General features: G+C 59.6%; 14 protein-coding genes. 9 read left to right on the forward strand and 5 right to left on the reverse strand.

Annotated elements, in window-relative coordinates; translation table 11 throughout:
* Positions 1 to 3 precede the first annotated feature (3 nt).
* The 3 genes from C934_RS0103485 (at position 4) to C934_RS0103495 (ending at position 4,203) form a co-directional block, all read left to right on the forward strand.
* Positions 4 to 1,086 (forward strand): substrate-binding domain-containing protein, encoded by a 1,083-nt coding sequence (locus C934_RS0103485; protein ID WP_018855308.1) that lies wholly within the window; start codon positions 4 to 6, stop codon positions 1,084 to 1,086.
* A gap of 77 nt (positions 1,087 to 1,163) precedes the next feature.
* Positions 1,164 to 3,416: an ABC transporter permease gene (locus C934_RS0103490; RefSeq protein ID WP_018855309.1), complete on the forward strand. Its 2,253-nt coding sequence runs from the start codon at positions 1,164 to 1,166 to the stop codon at positions 3,414 to 3,416.
* Entirely contained in the window at positions 3,409 to 4,203 is a 795-nt protein-coding gene (locus C934_RS0103495) for an ATP-binding cassette domain-containing protein (protein WP_018855310.1), read from the forward strand. The genes C934_RS0103490 and C934_RS0103495 overlap by 8 nt, the downstream gene beginning before the upstream one ends.
* Positions 4,204 to 4,206: 3 nt before the next feature.
* Here the strand turns inward: C934_RS0103495 and C934_RS0103500 are convergent, their stop codons facing one another.
* The 5 genes from C934_RS0103500 to C934_RS0103520 form a co-directional block, all read right to left on the reverse strand.
* Entirely contained in the window at positions 4,207 to 4,725 is a 519-nt protein-coding gene (locus C934_RS0103500) for a TIGR02281 family clan AA aspartic protease (RefSeq protein WP_018855311.1), read from the reverse strand.
* 160 nt (positions 4,726 to 4,885) lie between these two features.
* On the reverse strand, positions 4,886 to 5,515 hold the full coding sequence (gene upp / locus C934_RS0103505) for a uracil phosphoribosyltransferase (RefSeq protein ID WP_018855312.1): 630 nt from the start codon (positions 5,513 to 5,515) through the stop codon (positions 4,886 to 4,888).
* Positions 5,516 to 5,623: 108 nt separating this feature from the next.
* Positions 5,624 to 6,592 carry an adenosine deaminase gene (locus tag C934_RS0103510; RefSeq protein ID WP_018855313.1) on the reverse strand — a complete coding sequence of 323 codons (969 nt, stop codon included), beginning with the start codon at positions 6,590 to 6,592 and terminating at the stop codon, positions 5,624 to 5,626.
* Entirely contained in the window at positions 6,589 to 7,809 is a 1,221-nt protein-coding gene (locus C934_RS0103515) for a phosphopentomutase (protein ID WP_018855314.1), read from the reverse strand. The genes C934_RS0103510 and C934_RS0103515 overlap by 4 nt, the downstream gene beginning before the upstream one ends.
* 241 nt (positions 7,810 to 8,050) lie before the next feature.
* Positions 8,051 to 8,464, reverse strand: a complete 414-nt coding sequence (locus tag C934_RS0103520) for a pilus assembly protein N-terminal domain-containing protein (RefSeq protein ID WP_018855315.1) — start codon at positions 8,462 to 8,464, stop codon at positions 8,051 to 8,053.
* Between the two features lie 399 nt (positions 8,465 to 8,863).
* On the opposite strand from C934_RS0103520, the gene C934_RS0103525 reads away from it, so the two are divergent.
* From C934_RS0103525 to C934_RS0103550, 6 genes are all read left to right on the forward strand, one after another.
* Positions 8,864 to 9,064, forward strand: coding sequence for a Flp family type IVb pilin (locus tag C934_RS0103525; protein WP_018855316.1), 201 nt, complete (start codon positions 8,864 to 8,866; stop codon positions 9,062 to 9,064).
* Positions 9,065 to 9,156: 92 nt separating this feature from the next.
* The gene (locus tag C934_RS0103530) at positions 9,157 to 9,669 is read left to right on the forward strand and encodes an A24 family peptidase (RefSeq protein WP_018855317.1); all 513 of its coding nucleotides are present in this window, start codon (positions 9,157 to 9,159) and stop codon (positions 9,667 to 9,669) included.
* A 106-nt stretch (positions 9,670 to 9,775) separates the two neighbouring features.
* Complete coding sequence (gene cpaB, locus C934_RS0103535; protein WP_018855318.1) at positions 9,776 to 10,591, forward strand: Flp pilus assembly protein CpaB; 816 nt, start codon at positions 9,776 to 9,778, stop codon at positions 10,589 to 10,591.
* Positions 10,592 to 10,596: 5 nt separating this feature from the next.
* A complete protein-coding gene (locus C934_RS0103540) occupies positions 10,597 to 12,108 on the forward strand; it encodes a type II and III secretion system protein family protein (protein WP_442965916.1) in 1,512 nt (503 codons plus the stop codon).
* 17 nt (positions 12,109 to 12,125) lie between these two features.
* The gene (locus C934_RS0103545) at positions 12,126 to 12,857 is read left to right on the forward strand and encodes a CpaD family pilus assembly protein (RefSeq protein WP_026371530.1); all 732 of its coding nucleotides are present in this window, start codon (positions 12,126 to 12,128) and stop codon (positions 12,855 to 12,857) included.
* 18 nt (positions 12,858 to 12,875) lie between these two features.
* On the forward strand, positions 12,876 to 14,153 hold the full coding sequence (locus tag C934_RS0103550; RefSeq protein WP_018855321.1) for an AAA family ATPase: 1,278 nt from the start codon (positions 12,876 to 12,878) through the stop codon (positions 14,151 to 14,153).
* Positions 14,154 to 14,182 lie beyond the last annotated feature (29 nt).

The raw sequence follows: 14,182 nt of genomic DNA on the forward strand, positions 1-14,182 counted from the left end.
ATCATGAGGCGGACTTTGCTGTACGCGGTGTCAGCCGCGCTACTATCGCTCGGCGTCTCGCATGCATTTGCGCAGTCGGGCAGCGTCGAGAAAGCAGTTGGCGGCTATAATTTTGCCGAAGCTGCCAAGGAAGATCCCAACACGAAGAACTTCCATTCGGCGGACGGTCATTTGACCTTCGCGATCGTGACTCATACGGCAGGCAATGGCTTTTTTGATCCCGTCTATGTCGGCGCAACCGTCGCCGGCAACATGATCGGCGCCAAGATCCTGCTGCTCGGCTCGGAATCGCCAGTTGACGATCCGGCGCGCGCAATCGAGATCCTCAACCAGATCGTCCAAGATCCGACGATCGACGGCATCATTATGACGACGCCGCAGGTCGGCGCCTACAACGACATCGTCAAAGCTGCCGAGGCGGCCGGCATACCGATCGCCACAACCAACTCATTCGATGCAACCATCCTGCATCGCAGTGCCATCAGCCATACTGGTCAGGACGCATCGGCCGCGGCAATCGGCGGCGAGGCTCTTGCCAATTGTGTGATTGCGAGCGGCGCAACCAGCGGCTCTATTCTGTTGCCGTCGTCAACTGCGATGGGCAACATCGAGGTCAACAACCGGGTCACCTCCGCTTTCAACGCCATCGTCAAAACATTGAAGGAGGCCGGCAAGCTTGACGCTTTCAAGGTTGACGCTGGACCGGAGAACGTCGGCATCGACACGAACCCCAACGATCCGGTCAACGCGCTTGTTTCGCTCTTCGAATCCCGTGGTGACGTGGTCGGTGCCTTCACCGCCAACAACGTCTTCACGCCACCGCTCGTCAAGGCCGTCGCACAGATGGGCAAGACCGGCAAGCTCTGCGCATTCGGGTTCGACCTCGGCCCGGCACAGCAGGAGGGAATCGCCGCCGGAAACCTGACCGGTTCGCTGGGACAGCAACCCTTCCTGCAGGGCTTCTGGCCTGTCATGCAGCTTTACCTGCAGATCGATCGCGGCATTTCCGCCGCCAACCTGGACACGCGTGCCCAGTTGGTGACGAAGGAGAACGTCGCAAAGGTTGGCAAGCGCTTCGAAAACTAACGCTCCGAAACGCCTGAAATCGACGCGGGAGGTGCAAGCCTCCCGCATCGCGACGGCGAGATTGATCGGCAGACACCATGGCGCCCACGACGACATCGCTAGGCCGTGCGCCGCCCCAGCTCGTCGGCGGCTGGGAGGCTGGGCTGCTGATCTTCCTCGCCTTGCTCTACCTCGGCGGGGCTATCGTCAATCCGGCCTTCTTTGGATCAACGGAGGCCCTGTTGGCGCTACTTCGCGACACGTCCCGTGTCGGGATAATCGCGGTCGGAATGACCTTTGTCATCGCCAACAAGGACCTGGATCTTTCGGTCGGCTCGACCTACGGCCTGATCGCCGTCGTTTTTGCGAGGCTCTTTGCGTCTGATGTTCTCGACTTCGGCGTCATCGAGTCGGTGATCTTCTGTGTGCTGCTCGGCACGGTGATTGGCCTCGTCAACGGCGTCCTCGTGACGATGCTGAAAGTGCCCGCGTTCATTGCAACGCTGACGATGCTCTTTATCGGTCGAGGCTTCGTTCTTGCGCTCACGCATGGCCAAGCGATCTACTACTCCGGCAAGGCGGCAGACTATCCGCTCTTCTTTCATCTCGGAGAGATCAACGCTCTCGGCTTCAATAACCAGATCGCGATCTTCCTCCTCGTAGCTGTCATCGGCGCCTATGTGCTTGCCAAGACCCGCTGGGGCTATGAGACCTTCGCGACCGGCGGCAACGAGCAGGCCGCAGCCTATGCCGGCATCAACACCCAGTGGGTGCGAATTCGCGCCTACCTGATCTCGTCGCTCTGCGCGACCCTTTCCGGTCTTCTGGCTGCGGCGCAGGACAAGGGCGTCACCCCTCTTTACGGCGTCGGCTGGGAGCTTACCGTGATCGCATCTGTCGTCATCGGCGGTGCGTCGATCCTTGGCGGGCGCGGGCGCGTGCTCGGGTCCTGCCTTGGCGCGACAGTCGTTGTGCTGATCGACAAGGTGCTGCGCGAAGGTTGGCCGATCACGCGGACCGTCATCATCGATGGAGAGAGCGTTGCCGTCGGCGCCAGGTTCACCTTGCCAGCCGGTGCCGTCATGGTCTTCCTGGGGCTGCTTCTGGTCGTGGCCGTGCTGATCGAGCCCTTCCTCATTCGACGCCAGATCGCGGCCCGGTTCTGGGCCTGGCTCCGCGGTCGGCCACCGCCGCCGGCCTACGAAACCGGCGGCGTCGCTCTGGAAGGCGTGCAGACCAAAGGGGCGATGGCGGCCGACATGGCGCTCTCGGCCACGGGGCTCGGCAAGTTCCTTGCACGGCGCGACGCACTCGCCATCATCCTGACGGTGCTGCTCTGGCTGACCGGCCTGGCGCTAAGGCCAGACTACTGGTGGAACCTGCCCAACACCTTCGCGATCCTGCTCAACTACACAGAGCTGGCGCTCGTTACCGTCGGGCTCACCTATGTCATTGCGGCCGGTGATATCGATCTCTCCGTTGGCTCGGTGCTTGCGCTCGCCGGCAGCACGGCCGCCTATTTCCTCAAGGTGCTGGGCGCCGATCCATTCACTGCCGTGGCGATGGGTCTGCTTGCGGGGACGGCTGCCGGCCTTGTCAATGCCGTCATCACCGTCGGCTTCAAGCTGCCCGCCTTCATTGCCACGCTCGGCATGTTCTACATTGCCCGAGGTCTTGCCGCTTGGTTTGTCGCCGGCCAGCAGCTGACCGGCTGGCCGGAAGGCTACAACCTGCTTGGCCGCAAGGTGAACGACATTTTCCTGCATTTCGGTGTTTCGCTGCCCCCGGGGATGATCCGTACGGTAGCCGAGGTCGTCAGCATCCAGACGATCTTCATGTTTTTCGTCGCCCTCATCGCCGGCATCGTGCTTGCCTACACACCATTTGGGCTGAAGGTCTGTGCAGCAGGCGGAAATGTCCGCGCTGCCGCCTACGCCGGCATCAATACCAACCGTGTTCGCTTCATTGCACTAGTACTGTCCGCGTTCTGCGCAACCATGGCCGGGATCATCAACGTCGCTTATTTCCGCAGCTTCAACCCGGTTGCCGGCCAGTTCCGCGAGCTTGACGCCATTGCCTCCGTGATCATCGGCGGCGGATCAATCTTCGGCGGCTACGGCACGATGATCGGCTCGCTTGCAGGCGCGGCTGTAATAACGCTTGTCCGCGCGCTCCTGCAACTCAATGTCCAAGGCTTCAGCATGCCCCAGCACTGGATCAATGTCTTCATCGGGGTCATCCTCATTGTGGCAGTGCTGATCGACATATGGGTGCGGCAGGCGAATATCTTTGCGCGCCTGCGCGGTCGTTTCACGACAGCAGCACGAACGGGAGAAGCCATCCATGGCTGACGTGACGCCTTCGCGGCCGATTGTGGAAATGCGGGGCATCGAAAAGGCTTTCGGAGCCGTGCAGGCGCTCCGCAAGGTCGATCTCGTGCTCTATCCCGGGGAGATTCTTGGCCTGGTCGGGGACAACTCTGCCGGCAAGTCGACGCTGATGAAGATCCTGACAGGCGCCTATCAGCGCGACTCCGGCGAAATCCTGGTCGCGGGGCAGCCGGTCTCTTTCAAAAGCCCGCACGAGAGCCGCGACGCAGGGATCGAGATGATCTATCAGGACTTCGCGCTCTGCGGGAACATGGATGTCGGCCAGAACATTTTTCTCGGCCGCTGGCCTCTCAGAGGCCCCTTCGTCGATCGGCAAAAAATGTATGCCGAAGCGGACAACGTGTTGAAGCGGCTCAAGGTCGACGTGAATTCCGTCTATCAGAAGGTCGAGAGCCTGTCGGGCGGCCGCCAGCAGTCCGTGGCGATCGCCCGCGCGATCTCCTTCGAGCCGCGCGTTGTCATTCTCGACGAGCCGACCGCCAATCTTTCGGTCATGGCGACCGAGCGGCTGCTCGAAACCATGCTGGAGTTGAAGAAACAAGGCGTTGCCCAGATCATCATCTCACACCGCCTCGTCGACATTTTCGCCGTCGGCGATCGCGTCATGGTCCTCAAGCGCGGTGAATATGTCGGTGACCGCTACGTCAAGAACACCGACGAGCACGAGGTCCTGGAGATAATTGTCTCCGGCACCCGGGAGAGCGCGCTGACGGCCGACGAGGCAAGAAACCGGCCATCGGCGCCCTGACGCCTATTGCTTCAAACTGAGCGATCCATCGGCAACGGAATAGGAAGCGAGCTTGCGCAGGAAGCTCATGCCGACGAGCGTGGAGGACAGGGCGCCATCCTTCAGCACAAAGGCCTCCACATCACGCACGCGGATGCCGCCAATCTCCACCCGATCCAATGTCACGTGCGCTGCCTTCGTCTTCCCGTTGGCTGTGTCGACCGAGTAGCGGAAATCAAGCTGGTTGCCCGTATAACCCAGGCGTCGAGCGAAGCTCTCATTCAGAGCGACGTAGGTCGCGCCGGTATCGATCAGGCCCTGCACCTGACGACCATTGATTCTGAAATCGCCGGAATAGTGGCCTTGAGCATCAGCCCGCAGGCGCATTGTGCCGCCACTTGCCGCGGCTCGCCCCTGTTCTGCATTGTCGGTTACGAAATTGGCCGAGGCGACCATTTCGCCGCTGCGTTTTCCCATGAGGGTCGGTATCTGTGTTGCAAGCACCGCAGCCACGCTTGCAAAAATGACGGTACGCACGAGCATCGGGACAGAAATCCTTCCTGTATAAACCCCGCGTCATGCGTGGCCATGCTTACACGTCCTACTCCCTAATCGCTGACAAGTTGCTAATGCCTGCAAAGCAAATGGTCCGGCACGCGTGTCCGGACCATCGACTGCATCCGAATGGTAAACAGATGACGAATTACTTCGTGCCGTACATGCGATCGCCGGCATCGCCGAGACCAGGCATGATGTAGCCCTTCTCGTTCAGATGGCTATCGATCGAAGCGGTGAAGACGGGCACATCTGGATGCGCCTCGCGGAAATTCTTGATGCCCTCTGGCGCCGCAAGAAGGCAGAGGAAGCGAATGTTATGGGCGCCGCGCTCCTTGAGCTTGTCGATCGCCGCGATCGACGAGTTGCCGGTGGCGAGCATCGGGTCGACGACGATGATCAAGCGTTCGGAGATATCCTCGGGAGCCTTGAAGTAATACTCGACCGGCTGCAGCGTTTCATGGTCACGGTAGACGCCGATATGCGAAACGCGCGCCGACGGCACAAGGTCGAGCATGCCTTCGAGAAGGCCGTTGCCGGCACGGAGGATCGAAGCAAAGACGAGCTTCTTGCCTTCCAGGATCGGCGACTCCATCGTCTGCAGGGGCGTCTCGATGGTCTCCATGGTGAGTTCGAGATCACGGGTCACTTCGTAGCAGAGCAAGGTGGAGATTTCGCGCAGGAGCCGACGGAAACTCCCGGTCGATGTCTCCTTACGCCGCATGATCGTGAGTTTGTGCTGCACAAGCGGGTGATCGATGACCGTTACGCCGTCCATGGCCGAGCCTTCCTATCGTTGTTCTTATCGGATGTTTCTTCCATGGAAATTGCCTTCACCGCAAGAGCGGAGGCAATTTTGCAGCATCGATCCCCAGGGCTAGCCGGATTACATCCGGGCGAAGAGCGCCTGTCGCGTCGGCTCGTCGACGAAAGCTGCCTCAATTCCCGTGCGGGTCATCTCGTTGATCGCAGCATCGCTGAAACCGAAGGCGTCGGCGGCCAATTCGTACTCACGCTTCAGCGAAGTATGGAAGAAGGGCGGGTCGTCCGAACTGATCGTCACGCGAACACCTGACGCCTTGAGCTTTCGCAACGGATGAGAAGCGAAATCCGGAAAGACGTTTAGTGCAATATTGGAGCCGGGGCATACCTCCAGCACCGTTCCGAGATCGGCGAGCCGCTTGACGAGATCAAGGTCCTCGATCGCCCGGACGCCATGGCCGATCCTGGAAGGCCTGACAACGTCGAGCGCATCGGCGACGCTGAACGCACCGCACACCTCGCCGGCGTGAATAGTGAGGCCGAGGCCTGCATCGCGCGCGATGTCGAAGGCACGCGCATAGTCGGCAACCCGACCCATCCGTTCCTCACCTGCAAGATTGAACCCAGTGATAAGCGGATTCTTCGCTTTGGCAGCATATTCGGCGGCGCCGATGACGCTCTCCGGGCCGAAATGACGCTCTCCGGTGACAATCAGGCGTGCCTCGATGTCGCTTTTCGCCTTTGCACGACGCACGCCTTCGCACACGCCCTCGATGTAGGCATCCGCTCCAAGCCCGATCCGCTTGCCGTGATCGGGGGAGACGATCAGCTCGCTGTAGATCGTACCGACCGCGGCAAGCTCATCGAGATAGGTTTCCGTCAGCAGTGCGTAGTCTTCCTCGGTCTTGTAGACCTCCGAGACCTTGTCGTAACACTCCAGAAAGCTCGCGAAATCATGCCAGACATAGGTGCCGTCAGCGAGGTAGGGGCTGATGTCGATGTTATACTTGCGAGCCTGCGCCACGGTGAGCGTCGGCGGCGCCGCTCCTTCCAGATGGCAGTGCAGCTCGACTTTCTTCAAATGCGATGTCATAGAAAGCTTCTCCCGTGCGCGCCCGCCGGAATGCGCAGATGGCGGGCAATCGTCTCGCCGATATCCGCATAAGTGGCGCGAATGCCAATATCGCGAGAACGCAGTCCCGGCCCGTAGGCAATGATCGGCACGCGCTCGCGCGTGTGATCGGTGCCGCGCCACGTCGGATCGCAGCCGTGGTCGGCGGTCAGGATGACGAGGTCGCCGGGCTTCAACTTGCCACCCACTTCGGGAAGCCTGCTATCAAAGGCCTCAAGCGCTGCGGCATAGCCGGCGACATCCCGGCGATGGCCGTAGACCATGTCGAAATCTACGAAATTGGTGAAAACCAGTTCGCCATCCTCGGCGGAATCCATCGCCGCAAGGCTGGCGTCCATCAAAGCCTCATTGCCATTGGCCTTGATAACCCGCGAGACGCCCTTATGCGCGAAGATGTCGCCGATCTTGCCGATGGCATGGACCTTGCGCCCTTCCTTGACCAGCCGGTCGAGAAGCGTCGGTTCCGGCGGCGGCACCGAAAAGTCGCGACGGTTTCCGGTGCGCTGAAACTTGGAAGCGGTTTCGCCGACGAATGGTCGTGCGATGACGCGGCCAATATTGTAATCATCGAGCAGCGCCCGGGCGATCGTGCAGAAGGTCATGAGCCGGTCGAGGCCGAAATGCGTCTCATGCGCGGCAACCTGGAAGACAGAGTCGGACGAGGTGTAGCAGATCGGCTTTCCGGTCCGGATATGCTCTTCGCCGTGGCGGGCAATGATGTCGGTACCAGAGGCGTGGCAGTTGCCGAGTATCCCGGGAATGTCGGCCGCCCTGCAGAGCGCCTCGACAAGCTGCGGCGGAAAGGCATCGCCCTCTGTCGGAAAGTAACCCCAGTCAAACGTTACCGGTGTTCCGGCGATTTCCCAATGGCCGGACGGAGTGTCCTTGCCACGCGAGACCTCGCTGGCGGAACCGTACATCGCGTACACCTTCTCCGGCACCGGCATTCCGGCCGGAAACCTGCCAGACGCCGCCTTGGCGAGATGGACCAGGCCAAGTGCCGACATATTCGGAAGCTGGAGCGGGCCTGAGCGCAATCCCTCGCGATCGCCCGCACCGGCAGCGCAGAATTCCGCGATATGCCCCAGCGTGTCAGCGCCTTCGTCGCCATAGGCTGCCGCATCCGGCGCGCCGCCGACACCAAAGGAATCCAGAACGAAAAGAAAGGCTCGCGCCATGCACCACCTAGCGACAGGAAATTGACGTCCCGCGCATCGCGGGCCACTTCTCAAGCCTTATAACGGCCGAGCGGACTTGGCAAACGAGGCTGACGCGTCAGCAATCGCCGCACGCTATCGTGGTGCTCCCACGGGGAGAAAGAAATGACTGTGGCTGATCGTGATCGTGCTGCCGTTCGGCAGCAAGTTGGGTGCGTTGAGCCGGATCAGAAGTCAAACGGAATTCGCAGATACTCAGCAGCTATTGCTGGCTTGCCGTTGCGGTCTCTGTGCCTTGTTGGCTATGCTGTTCGCAATTCGGAGTACAAGAAAGAACAGAGCGCTCCGTTTGGCGAAAAACGCGAACAGTGTTGGCCTCATCAATCGACACCAGGATGCTCTCATCCAGTATTGCGTTGCCATCCGCATCAAGCAGCACAAGATTGGTTGTTCCGAAACTGCGCCCGGTCAGGACGATCGTCTTGGAATCCGCCACGGTTGCGTCGGCAACCTTGGCGTTTCCGACGATGACCTTGCTCACTGGACGATCGAGTTTCAGAACGCGGGCTTGATCCATGTAGACCCGCAGAATGTCCTGTTGCGCGAGCGCGGATCCGCCAAGGCCGAGGGCGGCAAAAAAGCTGGCCAGGATGATCCTCTTGCCACTCGGCGACATTTGATTCTCTCTCGGGTTACGGCGATTTTCACCAAGCAGCATGAGAAAAATTGGTGAATGAAGTCTTAAGCCTATTATGGTTTATCGAAGACGCCAGTTTTATGAGCCACATTGCGACAGGGGCTTCGAGGGCATTAGCCTTTTCACCGCCATCGAATATCGGCACGAGGACATTCCCTAGCATCAAACGCCTTTACTACCGGGCGCGCAGGACGTTTCTATAAAACTCTTAACAATTGCGATAGGGAATACTTACCATCCTCAGGCATCGGTCATAATTTACCGGACGGTAACCTAACTCTTTAAGTTGATGGAAACAGGCCCGCGCTAAATTGTTGCAATCCGATCAACGGCAACAGTTGGCGGACTGCTGAACATCAACTGGAGTTAGGAGTTACCATGACCAAGCTTGTTAGCCGTTTTCTCAAGGACGAATCCGGCGCGACCGCAATTGAATATGGCCTGATCGCAGCGCTTATCTCTGTTGCGCTGATCACCGGCGCAACCGCAGTGGGCAGCAAACTGAACACTGTCTTCATGGGCATTTCCGGCAGCATGGAAGATGCCGCGACGAAGGCTGCAGCGCAGACAGGGCAGTAATCGGCGTTTTGCGCCCAGGCGCCCGACGCCAACCAAAAACGGCTCACTCGCACACAAACGGGTGAGCCTTTTGTCTTTAGTACGGTGGCACAATGATCGTAGCTGCAGTCCTCGTAGTCTTCCCGCTTTGCCTTGCCATCGCGGCATTCTCCGACCTCTTTACGATGACGATCCCGAATCGGGCATCGATAATTCTTGCACTTGCCTTTGCAATCATAGCGCCATTGACGGCAATGCCCCTTTCGCTAATCAGCATGCATGTCGTCGCCGCTCTTTCCGTTCTCGGCGTATGCTTTGCTCTGTTCGCCCTCAACATCATGGGCGGCGGTGACGCAAAGCTGCTTGCAGCGACATCGCTCTGGTTTGGGTTCAATCCCGCGCTCGTCGAATTCCTCATCTTTGTAAGCATCATTGGCGGTCTCGCAACGCTGATGATCCTGATTATTCGCACACAGGCAAATACAATCCTTGCAATCGGGCTGCCGGTTCCGAGTTCTATCCTGCTCGCTAAGAAGATTCCCTATGGCATCGCGATCGCGATCGGCGGCTTCGTGGCCTTTCCCTCTTCACCGCTTTTTCTTATGGCACTTGAGGGCCTGAAGTAACGGCAAGTTAATCCTCCGTTAACTTAAAATCGAAGGCTTTCATTAACTATAATTATACCAATTGCAGGCCATTCTTCGGGTATTGCGAATCCCTGAGGAATGATTAATGAAGCCCGCCCGCCTTTTGATACTAGGAGTCGCTGTCGTTGCGGCCGGCCTTGCTGGCGTGCTGGCGATGAGCCTCGCGGGTCGTGGCTCCGTTGTCACCCAGGTCAAATCAGTCGTCGAGAAAGAGCCGACCATCAAAATACTGGTCTCCGGTGCCAACCTCCCGGTCGGCGCACGATTGGATGATAAAGCCGTTCACTGGATGGCCTGGCCGCAGAGCGGCGTCGTCCAGGGCTTCATTACCGAAACCGACAAGCCAGATGCCCTGAAAGACCTGCAGGGCGCTGTCGTTCGCCTGCCGATTTTCGAGGGCGAGCCGATCCGAGCGGAAAAGATCGCGGATTCGAACAGCCGCATCCTGTCCTCCCTCCTGCCCTCCGGAAAACGTGCCGTCGCAACCGAGATTTCGGTTTCGACAGGTGCCGGCGGGTTCATCCTGCCGAATGACCGCGTCGACGTGATCATGGTCCGCAAATCGAAGGAAGCCGACAAATATCTGACCGAGACTGTGCTCAGCAATGTGCGCGTACTCGCGATCGACCAGCAGATCCAGGAAAAGGAAGACGGCTCCAAAGCCGTCGTTGGTACCACGGCAACGCTCGAGCTAACCCCCGACCAGACCAAGGTACTGGCCGTTGCCCAGCAAATGGCTGAGCGGCTGTCGCTGGCATTGCGTTCCGTTGCCGACGCCCAGGAACAGGATACGAGCGCTGCTGACTACCTCCTCAGCGGCGATAATGGCAGCGCCATCGTGCAAGTCATCAAATCAGGCTCAATCGTCACAGACAGCAGCAGTGCGCCGAAGGCCGAGTAAAGGAAATGGGAATGGGCAATTTGAAGCGCTACACAAAGCCCTTGATGGCAGGTTGCTTGTCCTTTGCGATCGCATTCACGGGCGCCGCTCCGGGGGTTCTCGCTCCTGTTCTCGGTGCAAGAGCTGCGTACGCGGTTTCCGATGGGATCGTTAACATCACCCAGGCTGGACCTGGCGCACACCGCAGCCTGAAGCTCGGTTTGAAGAAGGCGATTGTCGTTGACCTTCCGGTCGATGCACATGACATCCTCGTCTCGGACCCCTCCATGGCCGACGCGGTCACCCGTAGCTCGCGGCGTATCTATCTGTTCGGTAAGCAGGTTGGCCAGACGAACATATTCATTTTCGGCGCCGATGGGCAGCAGATCGTCAGTCTCGATATCGCGATCGAACGCGACGTCGCCGGCCTGGAGGCCAATCTCCGGCGCTTCATCCCTGACTCCTGCATCAAAGTCGAGATCGTGTCCGACAATATCGTGCTAACCGGCACAGTTCGCACGCCGCAAGACGCGGCACAAGCCGCAGACCTCGCGCAAGCCTTCCTGAAAGGTGGCGAAGCAACAACGCGTACGGAAACAGCCAGCGCTTCTGGCGGAGACGGTTCGGTGGCCCTTTTCGCCGAAGGCCGCCAGACCTCACAGGTCGTCAATCTGCTGCAGATCCAGGGCGAAGACCAGGTCACGCTGAAGGTCACCATCGCGGAAGTTCGCAGAGAGGTACTGAAGCAGCTTGGCTTCAACAATCTCGTTTCCAATTCCAAGGGTCTCTCGGTTGCCCAGCTCGGCTCCCCGAGCTCCGACAGCGCCGCCGCAATCGTTGGCGGCGGCCTAGCGGCCCTCTTCAAGAGCTCGATCGGAAAATACGATATCTCGACCTATCTCAACGCGCTTGAACAAGCGAAGGTCGTGAAGACGCTGGCCGAGCCGACACTAACGGCGATTTCCGGCCAGGCAGCGACCTTCAATTCCGGCGGCCAGGTGCTTTATTCGACGACGGACAATGACGGCAACGTCACGATCGTTCCTTACAACTACGGCATTAATCTCGCCTTCAAGCCGGTCGTCCTGTCCTCCGGCCGAATCAGCCTAGAAATCAAGACGAACGTATCGGAGCCCGCCCCTTCCGTTTCCGGCTCAACGCCAACCTACCAGCGCCGTTCGGCCGAGACCTCCGTCGAGCTTCCCTCGGGTGGCTCCATCGCGCTTGCTGGGCTGATCCGCGACAACGTATTGCAGACCTCGAACGGCACGCCGGGTGTCAACAAGATCCCTCTGCTTGGCACATTGTTCCGGCAGCGCACTGTCGAGCGTGATGAGACCGAACTTGTCATCATTGCAACGCCCTATCTCGTTCGCCCGGTTGCTCGCGATCAGCTCAGCCGCCCGGACGACAACTTCAGCCCGGAAAACGACGCGGCGACCTTCCTGCTCAATCGCGTCAACAAGGTTTACGGCGGCCGTGAAACGCCCGTCGCCGACGCGCAATTCCATGGCTCCATCGGGTTCATCTACAAATGAGCGCGGCAGGATCAGCAATGGCACAACACAGAGATCAGCCGATGGCCCACATGCAGAACACCGCACATGATTCCCGCCGTTCGAAATCGCTGCTGACATTTATCGCGGTGGCTGCCGCCCTGCTTTCCGGCTGTGCCTCCCATGACCAACTGACGACCGGTGGCATTCCCGACGACTATCGCCAGCGACACCCGATCGTGGTTGCCGAAGCAGAGCAATCGGTCGATATCCCGGTCGCGTCGACGGACCGCCGCCTCAACATCGCCCAGCGCGACATGATCCGCGGCTTCGCGCAGAATTACACGTCGCGGGCAACCGGGCCGGTTTATCTGCTGACGCCCGAGGGATCGCCGAATGCGGCGGCAGCACGGCAGCTGCGGGGTCAGGTACGCGCTGAGCTTTCCGCCCGCGGCATCGCAAGTTCCAAGATCGTCAACAGTTCCTACGGAGCGGCCGGCGCGGGTGACGCAGCGCCCATTCGCCTGACTTTCGTCGGCACGACAGCAATGACGTCGCAGTGCGGTCAATGGCCGAGAGACATCATCAACGATTTCACCAACCAGAATTATTACAATTTCGGTTGTGCAACGCAGAACAACCTGGCTGCACAAGTGGCAAACCCGGAAGACCTGATCGCGCCTCGCGGCATGACCCCGATTGATGCGGCCCGCCGCAACGCTGCGATCAAAGAGTATCGCGAAACGACAAGCACGATTGAAGACGTCACCAGCAGCTCCAACAGCTTCTGATCAGTTTAGGACCGAACGATGAGTACAGTCGAATACGAGATCAAGAATACGACGGAGCTGCGCAACGCAGAAGATGCCGTTCGTATGGCCGAGCTCGAGAACATGCGGCCCTTGCCCCGCATATCGGTCCACGCCTTCTGCGAAAGCGAAGAACTGCAGCGTGTCATGGAGCGTTGCAGCCATGACCGCCGCATGTCGAAGGTCAGCCTGCGCATCACAAGCGGCGGCATTGCGGCGGCCGCTAACATGTTCGCCACGGCGCCAACGCCCAATCTGATCATTCTCGAAACCAGGACGGTATCTGCAAGTGTGCTGAACGAGCTGGCGCCGCTTGCCGCCGTCTGCGACCCGTCCACCAAGGTCATCATCATCGGCTATCACAACGACATCGCGCTCTATCGCGAACTTGTGCGCAACGGCATTTCCGAGTATATGGTCCAGCCCGTCGCCATGCCCGATATCATGATGGCGATGGCGACGATCTTCGTCGACCCTGATGCCGAGCCGCTCGGCCGCAGCCTCGCCTTCATCGGCGCCAAGGGCGGCGTCGGTTCCTCAACGATCGCCCACAATTGCGCCTTCGGCATCTCCAATCTGTTTTCGACCGAAACGATCCTGGCCGACCTCGACCTGCCCTACGGCACGGCCAATATCGATTTCGACCAGGACCCGACCCAGGGCATCGCCGAGGCGGTTTATGCGCCGGAACGCCTGGACGAAGTGTTTCTCGATCGCCTGCTGACGAAGTGCTCCGAGCATCTGTCGCTGCTTGCGGCCCCTTCCCTTCTCGACCGCGCCTATGATTTCGAAGGACAGGCGTTCCAGCCCGTGCTTGAGGTCCTGCAGCGCAACGCCCCCATCACCGTGCTCGACGTACCGCATGCCTGGTCGGAATGGACACGCTCGGTGCTGGCCAGCGTGGACGAGGTCGTCATCTGCGCCTCTCCCGATCTTGCCAACCTGCGCAACACCAAGAACATGATGGATGCGCTGCGCAAGATGCGGCCCAACGACAAGATGCCGCATCTGATCCTCAATCAGGTCGGGATGCCGAAGCGGCCGGAGATCAGTCCGGCCGATTTCTGCGGTCCGCTGGAAACCGATCCGATCGCGATCATCCCCTTCGATGCCAACCTCTTCGGCAACGCGGCCAACAGTGGCCGGATGATTTCGGAGATGGATGCAAAGTCACCGACGGCGGAAACATTCTCGCAGATATCGCACATCGTGACCGGGCGGATTGCCATCAAGAAAGCACGCAAGGGCGGATTGCTCGGCCTGCTGAAGCGCAAATGACGCCCGCCAAGATCGGATTGGAATAAGGC

Origin of the sequence: Rhizobium sp. 42MFCr.1 (assembly GCF_000377185.1) — a bacterium.
GTDB lineage: Bacteria > Pseudomonadota > Alphaproteobacteria > Rhizobiales > Rhizobiaceae > Rhizobium > Rhizobium altiplani.

Coding starts and splice junctions, on each gene's coding strand:
- C934_RS0103485 (WP_018855308.1), top strand. CDS start 4: ATGAGGCGGACTTTGCTGTACGCGGTGTCAGCCGCGCTACTATCGCTC.
- C934_RS0103490 (WP_018855309.1), top strand. CDS start 1,164: ATGGCGCCCACGACGACATCGCTAGGCCGTGCGCCGCCCCAGCTCGTC.
- C934_RS0103495 (WP_018855310.1), top strand. CDS start 3,409: ATGGCTGACGTGACGCCTTCGCGGCCGATTGTGGAAATGCGGGGCATC.
- C934_RS0103500 (WP_018855311.1), bottom strand. CDS start 4,725: ATGCTCGTGCGTACCGTCATTTTTGCAAGCGTGGCTGCGGTGCTTGCA.
- upp (WP_018855312.1), bottom strand. CDS start 5,515: ATGGACGGCGTAACGGTCATCGATCACCCGCTTGTGCAGCACAAACTC.
- C934_RS0103510 (WP_018855313.1), bottom strand. CDS start 6,592: ATGACATCGCATTTGAAGAAAGTCGAGCTGCACTGCCATCTGGAAGGA.
- C934_RS0103515 (WP_018855314.1), bottom strand. CDS start 7,809: ATGGCGCGAGCCTTTCTTTTCGTTCTGGATTCCTTTGGTGTCGGCGGC.
- C934_RS0103520 (WP_018855315.1), bottom strand. CDS start 8,464: ATGTCGCCGAGTGGCAAGAGGATCATCCTGGCCAGCTTTTTTGCCGCC.
- C934_RS0103525 (WP_018855316.1), top strand. CDS start 8,864: ATGACCAAGCTTGTTAGCCGTTTTCTCAAGGACGAATCCGGCGCGACC.
- C934_RS0103530 (WP_018855317.1), top strand. CDS start 9,157: ATGATCGTAGCTGCAGTCCTCGTAGTCTTCCCGCTTTGCCTTGCCATC.
- cpaB (WP_018855318.1), top strand. CDS start 9,776: ATGAAGCCCGCCCGCCTTTTGATACTAGGAGTCGCTGTCGTTGCGGCC.
- C934_RS0103540 (WP_442965916.1), top strand. CDS start 10,597: ATGGGAATGGGCAATTTGAAGCGCTACACAAAGCCCTTGATGGCAGGT.
- C934_RS0103545 (WP_026371530.1), top strand. CDS start 12,126: ATGGCACAACACAGAGATCAGCCGATGGCCCACATGCAGAACACCGCA.
- C934_RS0103550 (WP_018855321.1), top strand. CDS start 12,876: ATGAGTACAGTCGAATACGAGATCAAGAATACGACGGAGCTGCGCAAC.